Here is a 21,912-nt window from a genome sequence, read left to right on the forward strand (position 1 = left end):
GCGGCGAGCCCGGCGGCCGGGGGGCCGGACCGTGCCTGAGCCGCGTATCGACGACCTGCGCAAGGCCCTGGACGAGCGCGCCGCGCCGACGGTCGGCCTGTGGAACCGGCTGGAGGGCCGGCCCCGGACCACCGACTTCGACCGTGCCCTGCGCGTCGAGGTGCGGGACGCGCTGTGGATGCTGACCCGGCAGTGGCAGCTCGGCGAGTTCCACGGCACGGACGGCGGCTCACCCGTCACGGCCACCTACTCGGTGGCGGCCACCCGGCCCGGCCGGTTCAGGCCCGCGGCCGAGCACACGAGCGTCGAGGACCTGAAGGACGACCGCCCGCTGGAGGCGATCGCCGAGCGGCGCCCGCTGCCCTTCGCGGCCGGGACCGAACCGCTCGCGCTCGACCTGCGGCTCGCGATCGGCCGCCGCTGGCTCAAGCTCGTCGGCGCACGGCCGCGGCTGAACGTCCTCTCCCTCGGCATCCGGCAGAAGTACATCGACCGCTACCCGTTCGCCCTGCCCGACCCGGACGTCCCCGCAGACACCCCGCGGGTGGCACACCCCGAGGTGTGGTCCGAGATGCAGGCGGTGACCGGCCGCCGCATGGACGGGTACGCGTTCTATCTGCACCTCAAGGGCGGCGGGGACGCCTCCGCGGGCATCGGCGGGCTGCTGGGGCTGCACCGGCAGGAACTGCGCAGCCTCGGTGCACGGCTGGTCACCTGGTTCGACCGGCTCATCGACCAGCCGGTCGTGAACCCGGCCCTCGGCACGACCAACGCGACCTGGGACCCCACCCGGCTGGAACACCGCTTCTCGGTCGCCGCCGGCACACCCGAGATCGGCGGTGCGGGTGCCGAGAAGGTGCTGACCGTGCAGGAGTACCCGGGTGGCACCCTCGGCTGGCAGGACTTCTCCCTCGATCCGGAGCACCCGCTCGGCGGTACGGCCCCGGACTCGGTGGAGTTCCACCGTACGGTCTTCCCGGCGCCCGTCCGGTTCTCGGGGATGCCGCTGCCCCGCTGGTGGGCCGTCGAGGACGGCCGTACGAACTTCGCCGCCGTGGCCCCGGACAGCACCGACCTGGCCCGGCTGGTCTTCCTGGAGTTCGCGCTCGTCTACAGCAACGACTGGTACCAGCTGCCCTGCGACCTGCCGGCCGGGACGTACGCCTCGATCCGGGGGCTCGCCGTGACCGACGTCTTCGGGGAGAAGCTGTGGATCACCCCGGCGGGCGCGGGCAGTGATGCCGACTGGCAGCGCTGGTCGATGTTCACCCTCGACACCGTCGGCGACGACGACGTCCCCGCCGACACCGGTCTGCTGCTGCCGCCGGGCGCCGTTGCGGTGGCCGACGGACCGCCGCTGGAGGAGGTCGTCCTGGCCCGGGACGAGAGCGCGAACATGGTGTGGGGTGTCGAGGCGACCGTGCCCACCGCCACCGGTACGGCACGGCGTGGCACCGAGATCTCCGCCGAGGAGCTGGCCCACCGGCTTCGGCTGCGGACACCGCCCACCGTGCCGGCACCGGCGGCGGCCGTGGCGTACCGGGCCGTGAACTCCGTACCGGAGCACTGGATCCCGTTCATCCCGGTGCATGTGCCGGGTCAGGACCGGGCGATCCGGTTGCAGCGGGCCGCGATGCCCAGCACCGTCACCGGGCTGCCCGTTCCGCCGCGGACCTCGCTGCTGCGGCAGGGCCTGGACCAGGGGCAGCAGTACTACGTCAACGAGGAGGAGGTCCCGCAGAGCGGCACCCGGCTGTCCCTGGCCTACAACCGCGCCCGCTGGCGCGACGGCCGTGTCTGCGTCTGGCTCGGCGCCCGCCGGGGTCTGGGCCGGGGCGAGGGCTCCAGCGGGCTGGCGTTCGACTTCCTGGCGGACACCACGCCGCCCGGCACGGGGACGGGTGCGACAGGGGCTTCGTGACACCGCATCAGGTGTGGACCTTATGAGTCCCATCGGGCACTCTGCATCCTCGGAGTCACACCACCCGCCCCAGGCGCCACCCCCCAACTACCGAGGGCTGTCCACATGTCGATAGCACCAGTTGTCCTGCGTCTTGCCGCAACAGCCGCGGGCCTCCTGCTCGTGGCCGCACAGACGGCAACGGCGTCCGCCGCCACGCCGCCACCGCGCTCGTCCGCCGCTGTGCCGGCCTCGGCCACGTGGACCGCGCCCTTGTCGACCCAGGGCCGCTACATCGTCGACGCCCAGGGCAACCGCTTCCGGCTCAAGGCGGCCAACTGGGACGGCGCGCAGGGCTCGTGGACGGGCAGCGGCAGCGTCTCCGACCCCGCCAACCATCACGCCGGCCAGGACTCCCACGGCATTCCGCTCGGCCTCGACCGCGTCCCGCTGGACGGACTGCTCGCCGACTTCCACCAGCTGGGCATCAACACCATCCGGCTGCCGTTCTCCAACGAGATGATCCACAGCACGACCCCCGTGCCCGACAGCGCCGTGAGCGCCAATCCCCAGCTGCGGGGCAGAACGCCCCTGCAGGTCTACGACGCCGTCGTCGGCGCGCTCAGCGACAGCGGGTTCGCCGTCATCCTCAACAACCACACCAACACGTCCCGTTGGTGCTGCGGGGTGGACGGCAACGAGCGGTGGAACAGCGGACAGTCCACGCAGCAGTGGGCCGACGACTGGGTCTTCATGGCCCGCCGTTACGCCGCCGTGCCCCGCGTGGTCGGCGCCGACCTGTACAACGAGGTGCGACGCGACGTCCTGGACGACCCCAACTGGGGCCTGGGCGACAACCACGACTGGTACGCGGCCGCCCAGCTCGCCGCCGACCGGATCCTCACCGAGGCCGACCCCCGTCTCCTCGTCGTCATCGAAGGCATCAACTGGACCGGTGTGCCCGTCGACGGGCTGCCGCACGGCCGGCCGGTGCTCACCCCGGCCCGCACCCTCTCGCACACCCTCGTCGACTCCCACAAGCTGGTGTACTCCGCCCACTTCTACGGTTACACCGGCCCCCGTCACAGTGGCGCCACCGGCATCGGCGAGACGCACGACGCCCGCTATCAGGATCTGACCCGCGACCAGCTCGCGACCGCTCTCGACGACGAGGCGTTCTTCGTCGAGGAGACCGGCAGGCACTACACCGCGCCCGTGTGGGTGAGCGAGTTCGGTATCGGGAGCAACGAGACGAACGCGGCGGCCCGAACCTGGTTCGGCAACGTCACCGACTACTTCGCCGAGCACGACGCCGACTTCGCGTACTGGCCGCTGGTGGGCTTCGCCGGCCACGACGACTGGGCACTGCTGCGCTACGACACCGCCGGGCACCGCGACGGCATCCTCGACCCGGGCGACTGGCGCGGTACGGCATGGCAGCACCTCATGTCCGCGCCGAGCACGTCCGGTCCCGTCGCGGCCGTTCCGGTGTGGCGGATGCTGAGCACCGACCACGCCGACGCGGTGGAGTCCCTGCGCGTACGGGCCACGGGAGACTGGGATGCGGGGGCCTACAAGGCGGCCTGCCCGGACGGGCTGCGGCTGATCGGTCTGAGCCACACCACCGGTCGCGGTCTGTGCACCGACACCGGCGCGGCGAACCTGCGGACCTCCGCCGCGGGGCAGACCGTCGTCGTCGACGAGCGGTACGTCCCCGCGGGCGGCGACTGGGCGTCCGGGTACACCAAACTCCAGTGCCCACAGGGCGGTTTCCTGGCCGGCTACAGCCTGCGCGGGCAGCGTGTGTCGGCGGCCCTGTGCGTACCGGGTCGCACCGCGCTGTCGGGAACCGGACGCACCGTGTGGTTCGACCGGTCCGACAACCGCCCCGCCGACGGGGCGGGCGGCGACTTCGCCTACGGCGACTACAAGGGCCAGTGCGCGGCGAACGAGTACGCGGCCGGGATCGCCTTCACGACCCGCTTCGGCAGCCGTCCGGGACCAGCTGCGCTGCTGTGCCGGACGCTGCCCTGAGGAAGGCCGCGCGAAGAGGCCCCTCAGGACGACGGATAGAACTGGCGGGCCCAGTGGCGGAACAGGCCGATGCCCTCGTCGTTCGCCGCGCGGCGGGGGCGCGGCTCGTACCGTTTGGTGTTCCAGCTCCTCAGGTCCTGGCGGACCTTGCCGACCGCGGTCCTCAGCATCGCCCGGGCGAAGGCTCGGTGCAGGCCGTGCCGTGGGAGCGACACTCCGGTGGCGTCCGGCGCGCGGAGGTCCGCGCAGGCCGTCGCGACCAGCATGTGGGTACGGCGGGGCCCGGTGGGTGTGTGCATGGCCCACAGGTAGCCGACGAGACCGAGCGAGGGCAGGGGCAGCTCGACACGGAGGTAGCCCAGCCCTGCCATCAGGAGCGTGTGGTCGGCGCGCAGCCTCTGCCTGAGGGCGGTGGGCCGGTCCGGTCCGGGGCGCAGCCGCGTGCGCAGGAGGGGGCCCTGGGCCGCCGGCGGTCCGAGTTCCTGCCCGCCCCTTTCGTGCGGGACGGGCAGATGCCGGTGATCCACCGTGTTCTCGATGATCTCCTGGGGGTGGGTGCGCACCTCCGTGCTCCAGGCGGCCGTCGGTACGACTCCGGCCTCGGCGGTGTCGGGGACTTCCCAGGCGGGCGCGGCGCCCTGCGGGTCGTACCAGGCGAGGACGAGGCCGTTGCGCTCGCTGAGGGTGTGGTGTTCCGCGCGGAGCCGGCCGCCGCGGGAGCGGTGGAGGACGATGTCCTGGTCCAGGAAGCGGCGGGTCAGTACACTGCCGGGGGCCAGTTCGCGTGCGTGCGCCAAGTAGAACCAGCCGCTGGGGTAGGGCAGTTCGTCCGTCGTCGTCATGGCCGGCAGCCAAACACGGGACGAGACGTCGAAGATCACATACCCGGCAAGGTCACTCGTATGAGGTAGCTTCGGTCCTGTCTCCGGATCAGGAGTCCAGCGAGGAGGCCCCCCATGATGTCGCTCGATCTCCATCCCCTGTTCCGCAACAACCGTGACATCGAACTGGCGCTGCGGCAGTTCGTCTTCAAGGCCAACCACTCGGGTGAGCCGGTCGCGGAGATCATTCCGGGCAAGGGGTCGGGACAGCTCAGGGCGCGCGTCCTCGCCTTCCTGGACCAGAAGCACATCAGGAAGCTGTACGTCCGCCGGGAGGTCGACTCCGGCAACACCGGGCGCATCCTCGTCCACTTCAAGTGACCGACGGCTCCGGCCCCGGCCCCGGATCAGTCGACGAACTCCATCGCCGGGTACCGGGGCGAGGGAGCGTCCAGCAAGTGGTCGTGGCGGCCGCGCAGCCAGCGGTCGAAGAACGCCGAGACATAGGCCTCGTCGGTGCGGACGGCGGTGGCCGGGTCGATCGTGCCGATGTCCTGCGTCAGTGTGGCCGCTGGCAGACCCAGCTGCGGGAGCAGGGCCTCCGCGTCCGTGAAGGAAGCGTGTTCGGCGCCGCGCAGTCTGAGCTGACGGTTCCAGCCCGGTGTGTGAGCCCGGAACGCGGTCCAGCCGGGGCCCGTGTCCGTGGGGCCGTCCTTGCCCATCAGCAGGAACGGCCGGGTAAGCCCGTGCTCGGCCACCGGCATCAGCGTGCCGTCGAAGTTGGTCAGGTTGCCGTCCATGTCGATTCCGGCGGTGATGCGCGGGTCTGCGTCCATGGCCGTGGCCGCCGCGGTTCCGCCCAGTGAGTGGCCGAACATGCCGACCTTGGTGAGGTCGAGCGCGCCGGCGAGGCCGCAGGGCAGTGGGTGGTCGTCCACGTCGGGGTTCAGACCGGCGTTGAGCAGGCCCAGTCGGTCCAGTACGAAGCCGGTGTCGGTGTTCCGGACGCGGAGGGCCTTCCTGATGAAGGCGTCGGGGTCGCCCGGGGTGACCATGGTGGCCAAGGAACCGTCGGGGAACTCCACTTCCGGTGATTCGTAGGTGTTGTCGATGGTCACCACCACGTAGCCCCTGCCGGCCAGGTCCGTGACCAGAGTGGTGCCCCAGGTCCGGGGTTCACCGAGGCCCGGGGAGTAGATCAGTACGGGCCGCTTCCCGCCGGCGTCGGCCACCGGAGCACCCTGCGACGCGTGCGTGACCGTTGCCGCCCAGTCGGCCTGTCCGGCCGGCAGGCCCATCCCCAGGTAGTCGTCGGCGGTCACCGAGTCGAAGTGGGCTGCCGCCCTGGGCAGCATGTAGGGCGCGGCCGGACGGCCGGCTGCGCGCGTCGTGGGGTAGTACACGCCGACCATCAGCTCGCGGCTGTTCCTGCCCTCCTGCCAGGGGTCGTGGCGGGAGGTGTCGGCCAGGTGCAGCGTCACTTCACCGACCTGGAAGCGGCCTGTAGGGGCCGGTAAGCGCATCCGGGCAGGAGGTGCGGCCGGTCCGCGCTGCGTCGCGGCCTGAGCGGGAAGGAGCGCCATCAGTGAGCTGACGGCCATGACCGTGCAGACGGCCACCGCCCGCAGGCCTCGGTGCTGATGGGGTCGACGCCTGGTCGGCTGTGCCTTCGTCATACCGCCCATCGTGGGGCTCGGCTCCTGCCAGCGCATCGGGGACATCCCCCACTCGAACCCGGAGGTCAGGGTGTGCACCCCCTCCGGGCAGGGCCGGACACGGCGTCACGGGGCGGTCGGGTCGGCGGTGCGTCAGGTCCGGGTGTACTCGCGGGCCCGTTCCGAGCGCCGGCCAGAATGAGTCATGACATCGAACTCCACACCTTCTGCGACCAGTTGGTCCCGGCGACGCACAGCACTTCTGGCTTCTCTGCTGAGTGCGGCGGCCCTCGGACGGACCGCGGTTGCCCTTCTTCGGCCTGGGGTGACGCCGGCGTAGGCCGCTCAGCGATGACGGCGCTGCAGGAGGGCCGACCTGTGCCGGCCCCCTGCGTGACGTCACCCCGGGCCGAAAACGTCAGTGGCGCCCGGCCACGTAGTCGCTGATCGCGTACTCGGCCTCGTCGTCGACGGCGTTCGCCGACCAGTCCAGGGTGATGCGCAGTGGGTGGCCCATGGTCGAGTACTCCGCCTCCGCCGTGTCCGCGCCGTCGCGACGGGCCTGTTCCAGTTCCTTCAGCAGCCCGCCGATGGTGGGCACCGCTCCGGGCGACCGCTTCACCACCCTGCGGCCCTGCTCGTCCAACCCCACCGCCCGCACCGTTTTCCCGTTCCGCACGGTCACCCGGAAGGTGCCGATCAGGAGCCGCTCTCCCCCGCTCGACTTCAGGGTGTACGTGTACGCCGACGGCTCCTTCCAGGCGGTACTCTCCGCCCGCGCAGCTCTGTTGACCTCCGCCTCCCCCTGGCACGCGGCGGTTGCCCAGACAAGGCACGCCATCAGTGCGAGGCGTGGCAGAGCGAACCGGGGAACCGGACGGACGGATCTCATGTCGGGGCCTCTCACCTGCGCGGGCTGTTTCTCCTTCGACGCCGGAGGACCGCCGTTCGTTCGGCCGGCCGGCCTGGACTTCGATTCAGGACCGGGCGGTGGCCGGGGACAGAGTCCGTCGCACGCGGATGCCCACCGCCGTGACGAGCACGACCGCGCACGCCGTGAACACCAGACCGGCGCCGCGCAGCCCCAACGCCAGCGTCATGGCGCCCACCCCCACGACCGGCAACGAGATCCCCACGTACGCGACGACGAAGTACGCCGAGATGGTGGCGCCTTGGTGCGCCGGGGGCGCCGCGGTGCTCACCTCGGTCAGACCGGCGCGGAACGCCATCCCCTGCCCCACGCCACCGGTCACCGCCCCGGCCAGCAGCAACGGGAAGGACTCCAGCAACAGCGAGGACGCGATGAGGAGGAGTCCGGCGACGAGCACCGTACAGCCCAGGGGCAGGGCGCGGCGCGGACCGACCCGTCCCATGAGCAACTGGCCACCGGTCGAGGCGCAGAACACGCCGAAGACGACGCCCCCGGCGACCGCCAGGTTGTGCTCCCCCAGCGTCTGCGTGAGGAAGGCCGGGGCGACGGCCGTGAACAGGCCGAGCATGGCGAAGCCCGCGAAGGCGGCGAGGGCACAGGGGGTGAACACCCCGCGCGCCTGCGGCGGAACCCTCATGCCCTGAGGTCGCAGCGACGGCCGCGGAGCGGTGCGGCGTACGGTCTCGGGCAGCGGGCAGACGACCGCCGTGGCGACGGCCAGGAGCACCAGGTGGGTGGCGAACGGAAGCTTGAGCGGCCACGGGGCGTACTCGGCGAGGAATCCGGAGACGAGCGGGCCGAGTCCCAGACCGCCCATGTTGGCCGCGGTCGCGGCCAGTCCGGCACGGCCGCGTTTGCCGGGCGGGGCCAGTTCGAGTACGGCCGCGGTGCCCGTGCCGCTGAGCAGACCGGCCGAGAAGCCCGACAGCACCCGGCCCGTGTACAGCAGCGGCAGTCCGGCCTCGAAGAGGAAGCACACCGCGCTGAGGGCGGCCAGGCCGAGTGCGGCCAGCAGCACCGGCCGCCGTCCCAGCACGTCGGAGAAGCCGCCGGCGACCAGCAGGGCGGTGATGACGCCCACCGCGTAGACGGCGAACACCACGGTGACGATCAGCTCGGAGAACCCGATCTGCTCCCGGTACAACCCGTACAGCGGTGTGGGCAGGGTGGTGCCCATCATTCCGATGGCGAAGACGCCCGCCGCGGACTTGTACCCAGGGCGTCCGCCACCCCGCCGGCCAGGCTCTGCGTCGCTGCTGATCACATCCCACCATAGGCATCGGCTGCCGGGCGCGGTGCGCCCCGCAACGCCGTGCCGCGCCGTCCGGTGCCGCCACGCCCGGCCGGGGGCTCAGCCCCCGGATGCGGGACACCCCGGCAGGGGCTCAGTCCGCGAATGCCGGATAACCCGGCAGGGGCGTGGCCTGCCACCCTCCGGCGACCTTCCGCAGCAGCAGTTCCATGGTCTCCGTGAACGCCGGGAACTCCTCGGTCCCGCTCGCCATCTCCCAACGGTGCCACAGCACCTGACGCATCGTCGGAACCGGACGCCGGGTCCGGTGCATCGGCCGGTCCTCCGCGGTGCGTGGGAGCAGCCGCACTGTCACGTCGACCGTCCAGACCGCGATCGCCTTGCGCATTCCGGCCTCCCACACCGCGTCCTCGGCGAGGGCCGGGTAGGCGGTCACGACCTCCGTGCGGAAAGCCCGCTCGATCTCCTCGGCCAGGCCCGCCGGGAGCCTGAAGACGCACCAGCAGCTGGAGAAGGGCATCCGGCAGTAGGCGGCGGTGAGGAACACCGACTGGAAGCAGGCCGCCTCGAAGTCGATCAGTCGCAGACCGTCCGCGGTGAGCAGGTTGTTGTCGGGGCAGGTGTCCCCCGGAGTGAACGCGGGGTACTGGTCGCCGCCCGCCGTCCCGATCCGGGCCAGTTCGGCCGGCAGTTCCGGTGGCGCGGTGACTCCGGCCTCGGCCAGCAGCGGGAGCAGGTCGGCGGCGTTCCGCCCGATCCACGGCTCGTCCCCCCAGGACGGCAGCCCCTTGTCGTACCGGGCCGCCAGCCGGTTGAAGTCGGCTCGCCTGTGCACCGACGTCGCAGCGAGTCGGCCGAGCCCCGCGGCCCAGGTCATCAGGCCTTCCGCGGCGGCCTTCGGGTCGTCTCCGAGCAGCACGTCCGCCAGCGTGGGCGCAGCCCCCAGATCCTCCATCACCAGCAGCGGTACGTCGGTGTCCACGCCGAGCAGCGCCGGGCCGGCCACTTGAAGGCCGAGCCCGGCGGCCTCGGAGGTGAACGAGCGCAAGGCGTCCGGCTCGTCGGTGAACGACTTGACGATCACGCTGTCGCCGGCCGCGGTGCGGCAGCGCACCACGGTACTGCGCCGGCTGCCGCCCAGGTCGACGGGATCGGAGAGCCGGGTACCCAGCAGGTCGCCGGCGGCGCGGAGGATCTGGTCCATCCCGGCATCGTGCCATCCGCTCCGGCCGGCTCCCCAGTTCCGTGCCGGCTACACCAGGAAGGCGTTGACGCGGCCCGCCGCGATCTGCTTCTTGCCCGTGACCGGCTGCGCGACGGCGGCCTGGGGCGTGGAGGAGTTGAGGCTCCAGCGGTATCCGGCGAAGAGGGACGTGTCGGGGTCCGCGTAGAAGACCATGTGCCCGTAGCCCACGCCACTGTGCTCGGAGTAGGTGGAGTTGTCGTCCGCGATCTCGGCGCGGCTGTCCGGGTACGAACGGTAGCGGTCGACACTGGACTGGCTGGTGAGGTCGGGCCCGCCGTGGGGGCTGTTGGTGCAGTCGACGATCTGGAAGAGGTGCGGGACGACCCCGGTGATGCCCAGCTTGCTGTCGACGGAGGAGGCGTAGGTCCCGAGGTAGGCACGGATCATCACGGTGTGCCCGGTGTAGGGGACGCTCTTGGCGTTGGGGTCGTAGTCCCAGGCCACGATGTCACCGGGACGCAGGTTCACCGGCTTGGTCACCGGGTCGATGTGCGGCACGTTGGAGGCGTTCAGGAAGCCCGCCTGCAGATCCTCGGCGTTGGGGAACGAGGCGGTGCGGGGCAGGCCGTCCTTCGGCGGGAAGTACTGGTTGAAGTACGCCGTGGTGGCCCAGCCGTACGCGGTGTCGGCGCCGTAGGAGCGCTGCAGCAGGCTCGTCATGAACGAGGCGCACTGGGAGAGGTTCTCGAACTCGTCGGGGTGTCCCGGGCGACCCCAGGTCACCTGGGTTCTGCCGAGGTTCTCACCGTTGGTCTGTTCGACGTTGTACCGGTTGTGGTCCCACTGGTTCGCGCGCAGCCGCAGGTACTCCACCAGCGTCTCGGCCTCCAGCAGGTGCGGCGGCTTGAGCTGGTAGAGCGCGGCGCTCGCCGGCTCGGCCGCGGCGGCGCGGGTGGGCGAGATCAGGGAACCTGCGGACGCGGCGAGCGCCAACCCGGCGCTCCCGGTCAGCAGGTGACGACGGGACGGACCCGAAAAGGACGACGTGGACACATGACCCCCCTGGTATGCGGACGGCGAGGACGGTCGGGCCTCGCCTTCGATCGCCGGACGATACCAGGCGATCTGATCTTGGTCGGGCTGCCCGCCTTGGCAGTGATCCAGATCGGGCATATGGTCCCGATAGGGCAATATTTGCGTCGCGCGGCCGGTGCGCAGACAGGTCGACGGGTGGATCGGTGGCGCCGCCCGGAAGCGAGGGGCGCCGCCCGGGAGCGAGCGGAGAGCACGATGCGGCCCGGTGATCTACCGAAGGGTGGCGGGTCGCTGGACGATGCGCTCGGGACGGGTCTGACGGACGTCATGCGCCGTACCGGCGCCGTGATCGGCGGCCTCTACCTGATCGAGGAGGCGGAGCCCATGCTCCGCCTGGTGGCGCTGTGCGGGCTTCCCGTCGAGTTCGCCCGGACCTGGCAGCGCCTGCCGCTCACCGCCCCCGTCCCGGTCGCCGACGCGATCCGTGACGACCGGCTGGTGTGGATCGGCAGCCAGGACGAGATGACCCGTCGCTATCCGGTCGCCGCGGCCGTCCTGCCCTACAGTTTCACGCTCGCGGCCGTCCCTCTGACCGGCGCAGGCCGGTGCTGGGGAGGGATCGTGCTCATGTGGTCCGGTGACCACCCGCCGCAAGCCTCGCCGCGCGAGCGCGGCCACATCATGGCCAGTGCGCGCCGACTCGCCCGCCTGCTGGACGACGCACCCCGGCCACCCGGCTTTCCCGAACAGCCGCGCGTCTGGCCGCTCGACGCCGTATGCCACCCGGAGCAGACCGGGATGGCCGCGGCCGACTATCTCGAACGCCTGCCCGAAGGTGCGGTCGCCCTGGATCTGGAGGGGCGCGTCACGTTCGTCAGCGGCGCCGCCGCCCGCCTCCTCGGGCGCCCCGCTGACCAGCTGCTGGGCGAGCGGCCCTGGCAGGCGCTGCCCTGGCTGGACGACCCCGGATACGAGGACCAGTACCGCACCGCCGTCGTCAGCCGTACGCCGGTCTCCTTCGACGCGCTGCGGCCGCCCGACCAGTGGCTGACCTTCCGGCTCCACCCGGACACCAGCGGTATCAGCGTCCGTATCGTCCCGTGCGGCCGGCGGCCGTCGGGCACGGCGGCGCCCGCCGCACAGCGGCCCGTGGCGGCGCCGACCGGACGTCTGTACCAGTTGGTCCACCTGGCCGCGGCCCTCACGGAGACGGTGACCGTACGCGACGTCGCCACGCTGATCACCGACCAGATCCTCCCCGCCTTCGAAGCCCAGGGCATGGTCCTTTCCGCGGCGGAAGCGGGCCGCCTGAAGATCACCGCCCACCACGGCTACCCCGACGACGCTGTCGAGCATCTGGACGCACTCCCCCTGAACACCGATCTCACGCCCGCCGGCCAGGTCCTCGCCAGCGGCGTGCCCGCCTTCTTCGCCAACCCCGCCGACATGGCACGCAGCCACCCCCGGGCGCCCGAGATCAGCGGCAAACAGGCCTGGGCCTTCCTGCCCCTCGTCATCACCGGCCGGGCGGTGGGCTGCTGCATCCTGTCGTACGACCGTCCACACACCTTCACGGCCGACGAGCGTGCCGTTCTGACGCCGCTGGCCCGTCTCATCGCCCAGGCGCTCGACCGCGCCCGCCTGTACGACGTCCAGCACCGTCTCGTCAACGAGCTCCAGCAGACTCTGCTGCCCCGCGCCCTGCCCGCCCTGCCCGGCCTCGACGTCGCCGCCCGCTATCTGCCGGCGGGACGCGGGCTCGATGTCAGCGGAGACTTCTACGACCTGCTCCGCCTGGACGACACGACGGTCGCGGCATTCATCGGCGACGTGGAAGGCCACAGCATCGCCGCGGCCACCCTCATGGGACAGGTCCGCACCGCCATTCACGCCCACGCCACCGCCGGGGCGGCACCGGACGAGGTCTTGTCCCGCACCGACCGGCTGCTGGCCGACCTGGAGTCCGACCTGCTCGTCACCTGCCTCTACGCACACATGGACCTGGCCCACGGACGACTGACCCTCGCCAGCGCGGGTCACGTCCCCCCATTCCTGCTCGAGCCCGACCGCCGCGGAAGGATTCTGGACATCGAGCCCGGCCCGCTCCTGGGCATCGGCGCGGACGTGCGCTATCCCGTCACCGCGACCCCGCTGCGCGACGATGCCGTCCTGGTCCTCTACACCGACGGGCTGGTGGAGAAGCCCGGACGCGACGCCACAGACACCACGTCCGACCTGCTGAAGCACGCGGCGGGCACGGACGCCTCCGACCTCGGCCACCTCGCCGACAGCCTGATCCGCCACACCTGGCCGACCGGGCAGTACACGGACGACGTCACCGTCCTGCTCCTGCGCGCAACGCACAACCACGTGACCGGGCATGGGAGTTGATGTGCGAAGCTGTCGCGAACCGTTCGCGCGTGGGGCCGTGGCGGTCGTCGAGAGGAGCGCGGTGTGGGACAGGACGACGGCTTCGGCGTCAGGGAGATCGACACCAGCAGGCCGCACCCCGCGCGGATCTACGACTACCTGCTGGGCGGCAAGGACAACTACGAGGTGGACCGGCGGGCGGGCGACGAACTGGCCGCCGCCGCACCCGAGGTGCGCATAGGTCTGCAGGCCAACCGCGCGTTCCTGAGGCGCGCCGTCCGGTACGTCGTCGGCAGCGGGGTACGCCAGATTCTCGACATCGGCACCGGGCTGCCCACCTCGCCGAACGTGCACGAGATCGCCCACGAGCTGGCGCCCGACGTCCGCGTGGCCTACGTCGACAACGATCCGATCGTGGCCGCGCACGCCAACGCGCTGCTCAGCAGCTCCGGGGTGACCAGTGTCGTACTCGCCGACGTGCGCGACCCCCTGGCCGTCGTGAACCACCCCAAGGTCCGCGGGGCCATCGACTTCGACCGGCCGGTCGCGCTCCTCCTGGTCGCCGTCCTCCACTTCCTCACCGACGCGGAGAAGCCCGCGCAGGCCGTCGCCGCGCTGCGTGACGCGCTTCCGGCCGGCAGCTGTCTGGTGCTCTCGCACGCCACCGGCGACTTCGCCGACCGCAGCGCCGCCCAGGCCGTCTACACCAAGGCCACCGCCACGCTGAACCTGCGCTCCCGCGCCGAGGTCGAGAGGTTCTTCGACGGCTTCGAACTGGTCGATCCCGGCCTGGCCCAGGTCCCGTTCTGGCGCCCGGACAGCCCGCCTCCCCCGAGGTCGGCCGAGATCGGCTTCTACGGAGGAGTGGCCCGCAAGTCCGCCTGATCTCAAGGTGGTTCGGGAAGCATGGACGGTCCCGGCCGGCCGGCGTTCACCGGTCCGGAAGCCCTCAGCATCGGGTCACGGTGCGTTTCGACACGGAGCCATGCCGGGCCGGCCCGGAGGCCCCGCCCGATCGGCCGGGACTCCAGGCCGGGCGCGGCCGCCGGCGAGTGGCTCCCGCTCGCCCTCCGCCGCGACGGTCACTGGCCGGCCGGGCTCCCGGCCGCTGCGGGGACGGACGGGTTTCGCCACACGAACACCTCGGTGCTGGGCCCCCGTTCGCTGAAGCGGCCCGTCGGGGAGGACGAGCGCAGCAGGCGGCGCAGGTCGGCCTCGAAGGCGTCACGGCGCGCGCCGAACAGGCCGGGTGCGGAGTACGACATCGAGAAGGTTCCGGCGACGACGTCGTCCTCGCTGCGTTCCAGTACCTGCCCGCCGGGGACGACATGACGCTCGGGCCCCAGGTATCCGGCGCGGGCGATGACCGCCGCTTCACCGCCGGGTGTCCCGTCGGGCAGCACCCCGCGCCCGGCACGGCGCACCGGTCCCAGGTACCGCTTGACCAGTTCACCGACGGCGCCGTACGGCACACCGGGGTGGGGCAGGCCCTCGATGCCGGGCTGCTCGCCCTTCAGGTCCGAGACGTGCACCAGCGCCCCGCCGGGCCGGAGCATGCCGCGCACGGTGGCCGCCACCAGGTCTCGGTCCGTCCAGTGGAAGGACTGGGCGAAGACCGCCACGGTGAAGGTGCCGAGGTCGGCCGGGAGATCCTCGGCCCGCATCCGCACCCAGCGGGACTTGGCGGCCCCGCCCACGGCGGCGGCCCGGCGGGCCGCTTCGTCGAGCATGCCCGGGTCGGGGTCCACGCCCACGACTTCGCCGAACAGGGGCGCGAGGGGCACGGACAGGGTGCCGGGGCCGCATCCCACGTCGAGGAGCCGCCCGGTTCCGTCGAGCCCGAGCACGTCGGCCAGCACGGTGACGAGGGTGGGTGCGTACGGCAGTCTGCCCCGGTCGTAGTAGGGGGCCGCGCCCGCGAACAGTGTTTCGTCCCACACCCAGTCTTCGGTCACGGGAGCATTTTCCCCGTGTGCGGGGCGCGGGGTACGGTGTTTGCCGGTGAGGTGCGGAGCGACACCAGAGGCTCAGGGAGACCCTTCTGCACGTCGCGGGACTCCACGAAGGTAGGTTGATCGCCATGAGTGACAACGTGTACTTCGACATCAGCATCAACGACGAGCCGGCCGGCCGGATCGTTTTCAAGCTCTTCGACGACGTGGTTCCCAAGACCGCCAAGAACTTCCGTGAGCTGGCCACGGGTCAGCACGGCTTCGGTTACGCCGGTTCCTCGTTCCACCGGGTCATCCCGCAGTTCATGCTGCAGGGCGGCGACTTCACCAAGGGCAACGGCACCGGCGGCAAGAGCATCTACGGCGAGAAGTTCGCCGACGAGAACTTCACTCTGAAGCACGACCGCCCGTACCTGCTGAGCATGGCGAACGCCGGCCGGAACACCAACGGCTCGCAGTTCTTCATCACCACGATCGTCACCGACTGGCTCGACGGCAAGCACGTCGTCTTCGGTGAGGTCGTCGAGGGTCAGAAGCTCGTCGACCAGATCGAGGGCCTGGGCAGCCGGAGCGGCGCGACCAGCGCGAAGATCACGATCACCGCGAGCGGCACGGTCTGACCGACGCTCCCCCGCACCGGCGGGTGACGCGAACGCCCCGGTGACGACGCCGGTCGGTTCTCACCTGACCGGCCGTCTCACCGGGCGTCGCCCTGTCCACGGCCGTCAGTGCGCGAAGACCGTACTGGCCAGCGCCACATGGACGGCGGTGCCGCCGAGGATGCTCAACAGGGCGTTGCGGCGCCACAGATGCAGGCCGACGGTGACCGTGAGGGCGGCCAGCGGGGCCACCACGCGCGCGTGGGTCACCGGCAGGTCGCGCAGACAGTAGACGACCAGGATCACCATGATCCCGGCAGGCATGCGCGTGCTGAGGTACTGGACCGTACCGCTCGCCCGCAGCGGGGCGAGGGCGGCGAAGGGGAGGGCGCGCAGGGTCCAGGTCACCGCGGCGGATATCAGGACCGCGGCGACGAGATAGGTCGTGTCAGGCATGGCTCGGCTTCCTGCTGGTGATGAGGTGCCGGGCCAGGAGTCCGGCGGTGAACAGGGCGAAGGCGACCGGCAGCAGCTGGCCGGGGAAGAGCAGCCGGGCGGCCAGGGCGCTGACGAGGGCGAGCAGCGGGGTGGGCAGATCACTCCGACGGTCACGGACGGCGTCGAGCGCCAGCACGGTGAACAGGGCGGTCAGGGCGAAGTCCAGCCCGGTGACGCTGTCCGGGACGAGGGAGCCGAGCAGGGCTCCGGCGGTGGCGCCCCCGGCCCAGTACAGGTGCATGAAGAGCTGCAGCCAGAGAATGCGCCGGCTCGGCCAGGAGCCGGCCTGCTGCCCGGCGGTCAGGGCGTACGCCTCGTCGCACAGGGCGAAGGTGCTGTAGGCCTTCCCGAGCCGTCCCTGCACCCGGTCCAGCGGGAAGGACAGGGCGTAGAAGACGTGCCGCAGGTTCACCAGGAACGCGGACACGGCGATGGAGACCAGCGGCACGGCCGCCGCGACCATGCTGATCAGCAGGAACTCGAACGATCCGCCGTAGATGACCGCGCTGGACAGGCCCGCCCACCACCAGCCGACTCCGGAGTGGGTGACGAGCACCCCGAAGGCGACGCCGAGCGGGACGAATGCGAGACCCACGGAGGCGGAGTCCTCGAAATATGTCACGTCATATGGTTGCCCATAATGTCCGTACCCTGGGCTTATGCGCAATGAAATGAAACTCGACGCCACCGATCGGGACATTCTGTTTCACCTGCGCCAGGACGGCCGGCTGACCAACGTCGAGCTGGCCCAGCGGGTGGGGCTGACGCCGCCGCCCTGCCTGCGCCGGGTCAAGCGGCTTGAGGAGGCGGGCGTCATCGCCGGGTACCGGGCCGTCGTCGACCCCGAGGCCCTCGGCCGCGGCCTCGAGGTCCTCATCGACGTCGAGGTCAGCGCCCACGACCGCACGACGTTCCTGGAGTTCGAGGACACCGTGGCCGCCTTCGACGAGGTGATCGAGTTCCGGCGCATGTACGGCCGCCCCGACTACTTCGTCCGCGTCGCCGTCGCCGACCACGCCGCCTACGAGTCCTTCCTCACCGAGAAACTCAGCGGCCTGCCGTGCGTCCTGCGCATCGACTCCCACCTGACCATGAAGACGATCAAGTCGGGTGCCTGACGGCCGCTCCCGCTCGGGAAGTTCTCCGGGTGGCCCTCCTCGGCATGTCCGGCCGGGCGATTCGGCGGCTTTCGTCCGATCATGTCACCAGAGACTCAACGAGGGCCGCCCGGGCGAAACCGGCGGCGGACGACCGTCGGCGACGACGCCTGGTGCGGCGAGCACGGGAGGAACCCGTGAGGCAGTGGCGGCGCGGCCTCCACCGCGCTTGGGAGTGGCTGCGTCTGCGCGCGCTGCTCCAGCACGGCCGTGAACTGGAGCTGATGCACCGGGCCATGGGGTTCGCCACGCTGGCCCTGGTGACGCTGGCTCCGCTGCTGATCACGGTCGCCGCGGCCGATCCGCTGGTGCGGGGAGGCTTCGCCTCGTGGCTCACCGACGGCATGGGACTGTCGGGACAGTCCGCCGAGGCGCTGACCGGCATCATCAGCCCCCCGCGCAAGGTCATCGGCACCACCAGTGTGCTGAGCCTGATCCTGCTCGCGGTGTTCGGCGTCTCCTTCGCCGGCAGCGTGCAGAACGGCTACGAGCGGATCTGGGGTCTTGCCTCGGGACCCTGGCACCGGGTCTGGCGACAGGTGACCTGGCTGGCGGTGCTGACCGGGTACCTCTATCAGGAGGTGCAGACACGGACGGCGGTGCAGGGTACGCAGCGGATCTCGCTGTCCGTGCTCAGCGGGGTGCTGTTCTTCTGGTGGGGCCAGCGCTTCCTGCTCGGGGGCCAGGTCCACTGGCGCACCCTGCTGCCGGGCGCGATCGCCACGGTCCTCGGCCTGGTCGGCCTCAGGGCCTTCTCGTTCCTCGTCTTCGCCCCGCTCATCGTCACCAACGCACTGAACTACGGCGCGGTCGGCACCGTGCTGGTGGTGGAGTCGTGGCTGATCGGCGTCGGGTTCGTGGTGTACGGGGGTGCGCTGTTCGGCCGCTGGTTCGTCGAACACCACTGGATGCCCACCCACGAGGAGTGAGCGGTCCGTCAGCCGGTCGAGGCCATGACCTGTGGGTTTTCGAGGTTGCGCGTCATGCGTTCCAGGACGCTCACAGCGGTGCCGTACTCCTCCAGCGAGATGCCCGCGATGACCGCCTCCCGGAAGAACGCGACCCGTTCGGTGACGGTGGCCAGGCGGGCTTCACCCTGCGCGGTGAGGGTGAGGAGGCCCTCGGCGGGGCGTGCCACCCAGCCGTCGGTGAGGACGGTACGGATGGCGGCGGCGAGGGCGACGGTGTCGGCGTTGGCGGCCAGGGTGGTGTGGACATCGGTGTCGGCGGCTCCGGGAGCCGCGTGGACGACGTTGAGGACCTGCCAGGTCAGGCGGGTGAGGCCGTACTCCGTGAGCAGGGCGTCGAGGTGCCGGGTGAGGGCCTGGTCCGTGCGGTTGAGCCAGTAGCCGATGGGTTTCATGACAGGGCGGGTCCCTTCGGATCCGGGGCGAGCAGGGCGGGCCAGTCCTGGGCGGCCGCCCAGTCGGCGAAGGTGTGCCAGCCGACCTCGGGGTGGGCGCGGCGCAGCCCGGTGACGTCGACGTCGAGGCCGGTGGTGGCGAAGTAGGAGAACATCTCCGCGAGGTCGTCGGAGTGGGTGCGGACGTGGGACAGGGGCACCTCGCGGTGCGTGACGGGGCGGCCGGTTGCGGCGGACAGGGCCGCGGCGATCTGGCCGGCGGTGAGTTCGTCGGACGCGATGTCGACACGGCGGCCGGTGAACGCGGACCGGTGCCGCAGGACCAGGGCCGCGAACGCACCGATGTCGTCGGCCGGGATGAGCGTCAGGGGGCGGTCGGCCGGCATGGGCCAGGCGAAGGTGTTCTCGCGCAGGCCCTCCAGGGTCCAGCCGGACGCGAAGTTGTCCATGAAGGCCGCGGGGGCGATGACCGTCCAGGGGACGCCCGTCGCCCTGAGGCGGCGCTCGATCTCGTCCTTGCTGTCGTAGTGCGGGATGCCCGTCCCACGGTCGGCGTGCGCCGCCGACCGTGGGAACGATGTGGCCGACCCGGGCGGCCGCCGCCGCGTCCAGCAGGGTCCCGCCCTGGCGGACCTCGGTGGCGGTGTCCGTACCGAACGGGGTGGTCACCGCGAAGAGGGAGTCGGCGCCGGCGAGGGCGGCGTCCAGGGAGTGACGGTCGTCGAAGTCGGCGTACCGGACGTCCGCACCGAGCCGGCGCAGGGCCTCGGCCGCCGGTGCGGCAGGGGTGCGGGTGAGGGCGCGGACCCGGAGTCCGGCGGCCAGCAGGGCGCGGGCGGTGGCCCCGCCCTGGGCGCCGGTCGCACCGGTGACGGCGATGGTGGACATGTGGGCTCCTGAAAGCAAGGCAGCGCGTATCTGCGCTGCACATTAACTGCGTTACGCAGAGAATAGCCCACATCTTCGCTGCGTCGCACAGATAAAAAATTGTGAAGTGGACCGCTCTCACGCCAGGCCGGCCCGTGTCAGGCCCGGCCCTCACTTCATGCAGTCCCCCGAGCCCGTGAACTCGGGGAAGCGGCTGTTGCCCTCCCACATGAGGACGGACCAGCGGGTGTACTGCCAGGACTTGTTGCTGCTGTACTCGGAGACCAGCTTCCGGCAGGCGGTGGTGGTGACGACGTCCTGGAAGTTGTCCCGCTGGGCGCGGCCGATCATTGTGCCGTCGGGGTCGTGCATCCACACGTAGGCGGCCTTCTCGACGGGATCGAAGCCGAGGCTGATGTCGTTCTGCGCGGCCGCGGGATCCACCCCGTTGCCCTCGGCGACCCGGACCTTCCAGGCCGCCGTGACGGCCTTGTCGGTGGCGTCGGCGACGCGGATCTCCGCCCGGTCGCTGCTCGGTATCTGTGCGGTCGCCATGCCGGACTCGTCGCCCTGCCACTGCCCCGCGGTCAGGTTGTAGCACCCGTCGGTGGCCTCGCCGAAGCCGAGGATGTTCGGCTCCGGATCGGTGTCGGAGTCCTTCCAGAAGACCGAGTAGCGGCCGTAGGGCCAGGCGGTGGGGTCGTCCGCGAGCCGGCGGGCGAGTGCGGTGCAGGCCGCCATCTCCCCGCTCCTGCGGAACACTTCCTGCTGGTCCTCGGGAAGCTGGGAGATCGGGCCGCCGGTCACCATCAGCGTCTGTGCGCTCTTGTTGAAGGTGACCGTGGGCTCCATGAATGTCCTTGGTGGCGAGCATGGTCCTGATGTCGTCCCGCACCGCCGTCGCCACGTCCGTCTCGGCCGCGGTGCTCGCTCCGGTGCTGGCTCTCCACTCGTCGTCGCCGGGCTGGGTCTCGTCCCCGGCACGGGTGAAGGCGGGGTCGGTCACCCCGGCCAGCGGGTCGGCCGGGACGGCCGCCCTGCGCGGATCGACCGCCGGCTGCGCCGGTTCCGTCGTCCCGTCGGGCGCGGCGGAGCCGGTGTGCTGTGCGGTGTTGCCCGCGTGCGCGGCCGTGGACGCACCGGCCGTGGCTCCCCTGGTCTTCGCCCCATGGTCGTTCCGCCCGCCGGGGAGGGCGATCACGGCACCCGCGAGAGCGCCGGCCACGGCCGCGGCGACGAGGACGGTCGTGACGGTCCGCTTGCGGGAGGACGGTGTCGCCGGGGCGTGCCAGCGGGGATCGTCCAGGGTGGGCAGATCCCACCGGGCCATGACCGGTGCACCGGCACGGGTGGGTCCCAGGTCCACCTCGCCGCCGACGACCTGGGTGGTCTGCGCCGCGAGCAGCCCTGCGCACCTGTCCGCCGCCGTGACGGCGCTCGTCCGGTCGGCGGGCTCCTTCGCGAGGGCCGTCTCCACGATCTCCCGCAACTCCCGCGGAACTCCGTCCAGATCGGGCTCCCCCGACATGACGCGGAACGCGACCGCGTCCGGCGCGCCGGCGCCGAACGGGAGGCGGCCGGTCGCGGCGTACGCCACCAGCGCACCCCAGGCGAACAGGTCGCCCTCGGGCCCGGCCGTGCCGCCGCGGTAGTACTCGGGGCTGATCCAGCCGGGGGTTCCGGTCAGGACGCCGGTCCGGGTCACGCTGGTGCCGTCGGCGGCGTGGGCGATGCCGAAGTCCAGCACGCGGGGCCCGGCGGGCGTGAGGATGACGTTCTGCGGCTTCACGTCCCGGTGGACCACACCGGCCCGGTGAATCGCCGCCAGCGCCTGGGCCGTGCCGGTGGCGAAGGCGTACAGGGTGCCGCCGGTGAGGGGGCCGTGCTCGGCCAGGTGCTCGTTGAGGGTGGGGCCGGGTGCGTAGGCGGTGGCCAGCCAGGGCTCGGCGGCCTCGGGGTCGGCGGCGAGCAGGGGCACGAGGCAGGGGCCCTGCACCCGGGCGGAGAGCTGGACCTCGCGGCGGAACCGGGCCCGGAACTCCGGGTCCTGGGCCTGCGCGGGGTGGATCACCTTGACCGCGACCCGGAGTCCGTCGTCGGTGAGGCCGGCATGGACCGTGCCCATGCCGCCGGAGCCGAGACGGCCGATGATCCGGTACGGGCCGATGCGGGCGGGGTCCCCGGGCTGGACAGGCCGCACCCGCCCGCCCGCGCCAGTAGTGCTCACGGAACTCCCCCCAGGAGCATGCCGATGGACCGTGCAGAAGATGTGGAGAATGTGTATACCACGCA

At 71.6% G+C, this 21,912-nt stretch carries 20 protein-coding genes and 2 pseudogenes; 8 read left to right on the forward strand and 14 right to left on the reverse strand.

Annotation, left to right across the window (positions count from 1 at the left end):
* The first annotated feature begins 31 nt into the window (after nt 1–31).
* Nucleotides 32–1,921: a hypothetical protein gene (locus FB157_RS32380; RefSeq protein WP_145884231.1), complete on the forward strand. Its 1,890-nt coding sequence runs from the start codon at nt 32–34 to the stop codon at nt 1,919–1,921.
* A gap of 105 nt (nt 1,922–2,026) precedes the next feature.
* Nucleotides 2,027–3,934, forward strand: coding sequence for a glycoside hydrolase family 5 protein (locus FB157_RS32385; RefSeq protein WP_145884232.1), 1,908 nt, complete (start codon nt 2,027–2,029; stop codon nt 3,932–3,934).
* Between the two features lie 23 nt (nt 3,935–3,957).
* On the opposite strand, the gene FB157_RS32390 is transcribed toward FB157_RS32385, so the two are convergent.
* Nucleotides 3,958–4,776, reverse strand: coding sequence for a hypothetical protein (locus FB157_RS32390; RefSeq protein ID WP_145884233.1), 819 nt, complete (start codon nt 4,774–4,776; stop codon nt 3,958–3,960).
* A gap of 114 nt (nt 4,777–4,890) precedes the next feature.
* Here FB157_RS32390 and FB157_RS32395 point away from each other — a divergent pair, with 114 nt between their 5' ends.
* Nucleotides 4,891–5,136: a Smr/MutS family protein gene (locus tag FB157_RS32395; protein WP_145884234.1), complete on the forward strand. Its 246-nt coding sequence runs from the start codon at nt 4,891–4,893 to the stop codon at nt 5,134–5,136.
* Nucleotides 5,137–5,162: 26 nt separating this feature from the next.
* Here FB157_RS32395 and FB157_RS32400 read toward each other — a convergent pair whose 3' ends face one another.
* From FB157_RS32400 to FB157_RS32420, 5 genes are all read right to left on the reverse strand, one after another.
* Nucleotides 5,163–6,440: an alpha/beta hydrolase family protein gene (locus tag FB157_RS32400; RefSeq protein WP_398947619.1), complete on the reverse strand. Its 1,278-nt coding sequence runs from the start codon at nt 6,438–6,440 to the stop codon at nt 5,163–5,165.
* 388 nt (nt 6,441–6,828) lie between these two features.
* Nucleotides 6,829–7,302, reverse strand: coding sequence for a DUF6174 domain-containing protein (locus tag FB157_RS32405; protein WP_145884236.1), 474 nt, complete (start codon nt 7,300–7,302; stop codon nt 6,829–6,831).
* An 85-nt stretch (nt 7,303–7,387) separates the two neighbouring features.
* Nucleotides 7,388–8,527, reverse strand: a complete 1,140-nt coding sequence (locus tag FB157_RS32410; protein ID WP_398947622.1) for an MFS transporter — start codon at nt 8,525–8,527, stop codon at nt 7,388–7,390.
* A gap of 199 nt (nt 8,528–8,726) precedes the next feature.
* A complete protein-coding gene (locus FB157_RS32415) occupies nt 8,727–9,797 on the reverse strand; it encodes a hypothetical protein (RefSeq protein WP_145884238.1) in 1,071 nt (356 codons plus the stop codon).
* A 48-nt stretch (nt 9,798–9,845) separates the two neighbouring features.
* Nucleotides 9,846–10,772 carry a hypothetical protein gene (locus FB157_RS32420; protein WP_145884239.1) on the reverse strand — a complete coding sequence of 309 codons (927 nt, stop codon included), beginning with the start codon at nt 10,770–10,772 and terminating at the stop codon, nt 9,846–9,848.
* Nucleotides 10,773–11,069: 297 nt separating this feature from the next.
* Between FB157_RS32420 and FB157_RS32425 the strand changes: the two genes are divergently transcribed.
* Together FB157_RS32425 and FB157_RS32430 are read left to right on the forward strand one after the other, a co-directional pair.
* Nucleotides 11,070–13,205 (forward strand): SpoIIE family protein phosphatase, encoded by a 2,136-nt coding sequence (locus FB157_RS32425; protein WP_261386677.1) that lies wholly within the window; start codon nt 11,070–11,072, stop codon nt 13,203–13,205.
* 63 nt (nt 13,206–13,268) lie between these two features.
* Entirely contained in the window at nt 13,269–14,069 is an 801-nt protein-coding gene (locus FB157_RS32430) for an SAM-dependent methyltransferase (protein ID WP_145884240.1), read from the forward strand.
* 197 nt (nt 14,070–14,266) lie between these two features.
* Here FB157_RS32430 and FB157_RS32435 read toward each other — a convergent pair whose 3' ends face one another.
* Nucleotides 14,267–15,139, reverse strand: coding sequence for a class I SAM-dependent methyltransferase (locus FB157_RS32435; RefSeq protein ID WP_145884241.1), 873 nt, complete (start codon nt 15,137–15,139; stop codon nt 14,267–14,269).
* Nucleotides 15,140–15,264: 125 nt separating this feature from the next.
* On the opposite strand from FB157_RS32435, the gene FB157_RS32440 reads away from it, so the two are divergent.
* The gene (locus FB157_RS32440; protein WP_145884242.1) at nt 15,265–15,756 is read left to right on the forward strand and encodes a peptidylprolyl isomerase; all 492 of its coding nucleotides are present in this window, start codon (nt 15,265–15,267) and stop codon (nt 15,754–15,756) included.
* Nucleotides 15,757–15,861: 105 nt separating this feature from the next.
* Here FB157_RS32440 and FB157_RS32445 read toward each other — a convergent pair whose 3' ends face one another.
* Nucleotides 15,862–16,191: a branched-chain amino acid transporter permease gene (locus FB157_RS32445; RefSeq protein WP_145884243.1), complete on the reverse strand. Its 330-nt coding sequence runs from the start codon at nt 16,189–16,191 to the stop codon at nt 15,862–15,864.
* Nucleotides 16,184–16,855: an AzlC family ABC transporter permease gene (locus FB157_RS32450; RefSeq protein ID WP_261386678.1), complete on the reverse strand. Its 672-nt coding sequence runs from the start codon at nt 16,853–16,855 to the stop codon at nt 16,184–16,186. The genes FB157_RS32445 and FB157_RS32450 overlap by 8 nt, the downstream gene beginning before the upstream one ends.
* 37 nt (nt 16,856–16,892) lie before the next feature.
* Between FB157_RS32450 and FB157_RS32455 the strand changes: the two genes are divergently transcribed.
* Nucleotides 16,893–17,351 (forward strand): Lrp/AsnC family transcriptional regulator, encoded by a 459-nt coding sequence (locus FB157_RS32455; RefSeq protein WP_145884245.1) that lies wholly within the window; start codon nt 16,893–16,895, stop codon nt 17,349–17,351.
* Between the two features lie 176 nt (nt 17,352–17,527).
* Nucleotides 17,528–18,319, forward strand: coding sequence for a ribonuclease BN (locus tag FB157_RS32460; RefSeq protein ID WP_145884246.1), 792 nt, complete (start codon nt 17,528–17,530; stop codon nt 18,317–18,319).
* Between the two features lie 8 nt (nt 18,320–18,327).
* Here FB157_RS32460 and FB157_RS32465 read toward each other — a convergent pair whose 3' ends face one another.
* The 5 genes and pseudogenes from FB157_RS32465 to FB157_RS48835 form a co-directional block, all read right to left on the reverse strand.
* Nucleotides 18,328–18,753 (reverse strand): MarR family winged helix-turn-helix transcriptional regulator, encoded by a 426-nt coding sequence (locus FB157_RS32465; protein WP_145884247.1) that lies wholly within the window; start codon nt 18,751–18,753, stop codon nt 18,328–18,330.
* Nucleotides 18,750–19,289: an NmrA family NAD(P)-binding protein gene (locus FB157_RS48820; protein ID WP_315903857.1), complete on the reverse strand. Its 540-nt coding sequence runs from the start codon at nt 19,287–19,289 to the stop codon at nt 18,750–18,752. Before FB157_RS48820 ends, FB157_RS32465 begins: the two co-directional genes overlap by 4 nt.
* A 76-nt stretch (nt 19,290–19,365) precedes the next feature.
* Nucleotides 19,366–19,641, reverse strand: a pseudogene (locus tag FB157_RS48825) (NmrA family NAD(P)-binding protein); the annotation flags it as partial.
* 150 nt (nt 19,642–19,791) lie between these two features.
* Entirely contained in the window at nt 19,792–20,472 is a 681-nt protein-coding gene (locus tag FB157_RS48830; RefSeq protein WP_261386679.1) for a hypothetical protein, read from the reverse strand.
* 631 nt (nt 20,473–21,103) lie between these two features.
* Nucleotides 21,104–21,745 (reverse strand): annotated as a pseudogene (locus FB157_RS48835) (serine/threonine-protein kinase); the annotation flags it as partial.
* Nucleotides 21,746–21,912 lie beyond the last annotated feature (167 nt).

The sequence above is a fragment of the Streptomyces sp. BK340 genome (assembly GCF_007827595.1).
Taxonomy (GTDB): Bacteria; Actinomycetota; Actinomycetes; order Streptomycetales; family Streptomycetaceae; genus Streptomyces.

Coding starts and splice junctions, on each gene's coding strand:
- FB157_RS32415 (WP_145884238.1), bottom strand. CDS start 9,797: ATGGACCAGATCCTCCGCGCCGCCGGCGACCTGCTGGGTACCCGGCTC.
- FB157_RS32385 (WP_145884232.1), top strand. CDS start 2,027: ATGTCGATAGCACCAGTTGTCCTGCGTCTTGCCGCAACAGCCGCGGGC.
- FB157_RS32400 (WP_398947619.1), bottom strand. CDS start 6,440: ATGGGCGGTATGACGAAGGCACAGCCGACCAGGCGTCGACCCCATCAG.
- FB157_RS32395 (WP_145884234.1), top strand. CDS start 4,891: ATGATGTCGCTCGATCTCCATCCCCTGTTCCGCAACAACCGTGACATC.
- FB157_RS32465 (WP_145884247.1), bottom strand. CDS start 18,753: ATGAAACCCATCGGCTACTGGCTCAACCGCACGGACCAGGCCCTCACC.
- FB157_RS32445 (WP_145884243.1), bottom strand. CDS start 16,191: ATGCCTGACACGACCTATCTCGTCGCCGCGGTCCTGATATCCGCCGCG.
- FB157_RS32425 (WP_261386677.1), top strand. CDS start 11,070: ATGCGGCCCGGTGATCTACCGAAGGGTGGCGGGTCGCTGGACGATGCG.
- FB157_RS32390 (WP_145884233.1), bottom strand. CDS start 4,776: ATGACGACGACGGACGAACTGCCCTACCCCAGCGGCTGGTTCTACTTG.
- FB157_RS32405 (WP_145884236.1), bottom strand. CDS start 7,302: ATGAGATCCGTCCGTCCGGTTCCCCGGTTCGCTCTGCCACGCCTCGCA.
- FB157_RS48830 (WP_261386679.1), bottom strand. CDS start 20,472: ATGGAGCCCACGGTCACCTTCAACAAGAGCGCACAGACGCTGATGGTG.
- FB157_RS32455 (WP_145884245.1), top strand. CDS start 16,893: ATGCGCAATGAAATGAAACTCGACGCCACCGATCGGGACATTCTGTTT.
- FB157_RS32440 (WP_145884242.1), top strand. CDS start 15,265: ATGAGTGACAACGTGTACTTCGACATCAGCATCAACGACGAGCCGGCC.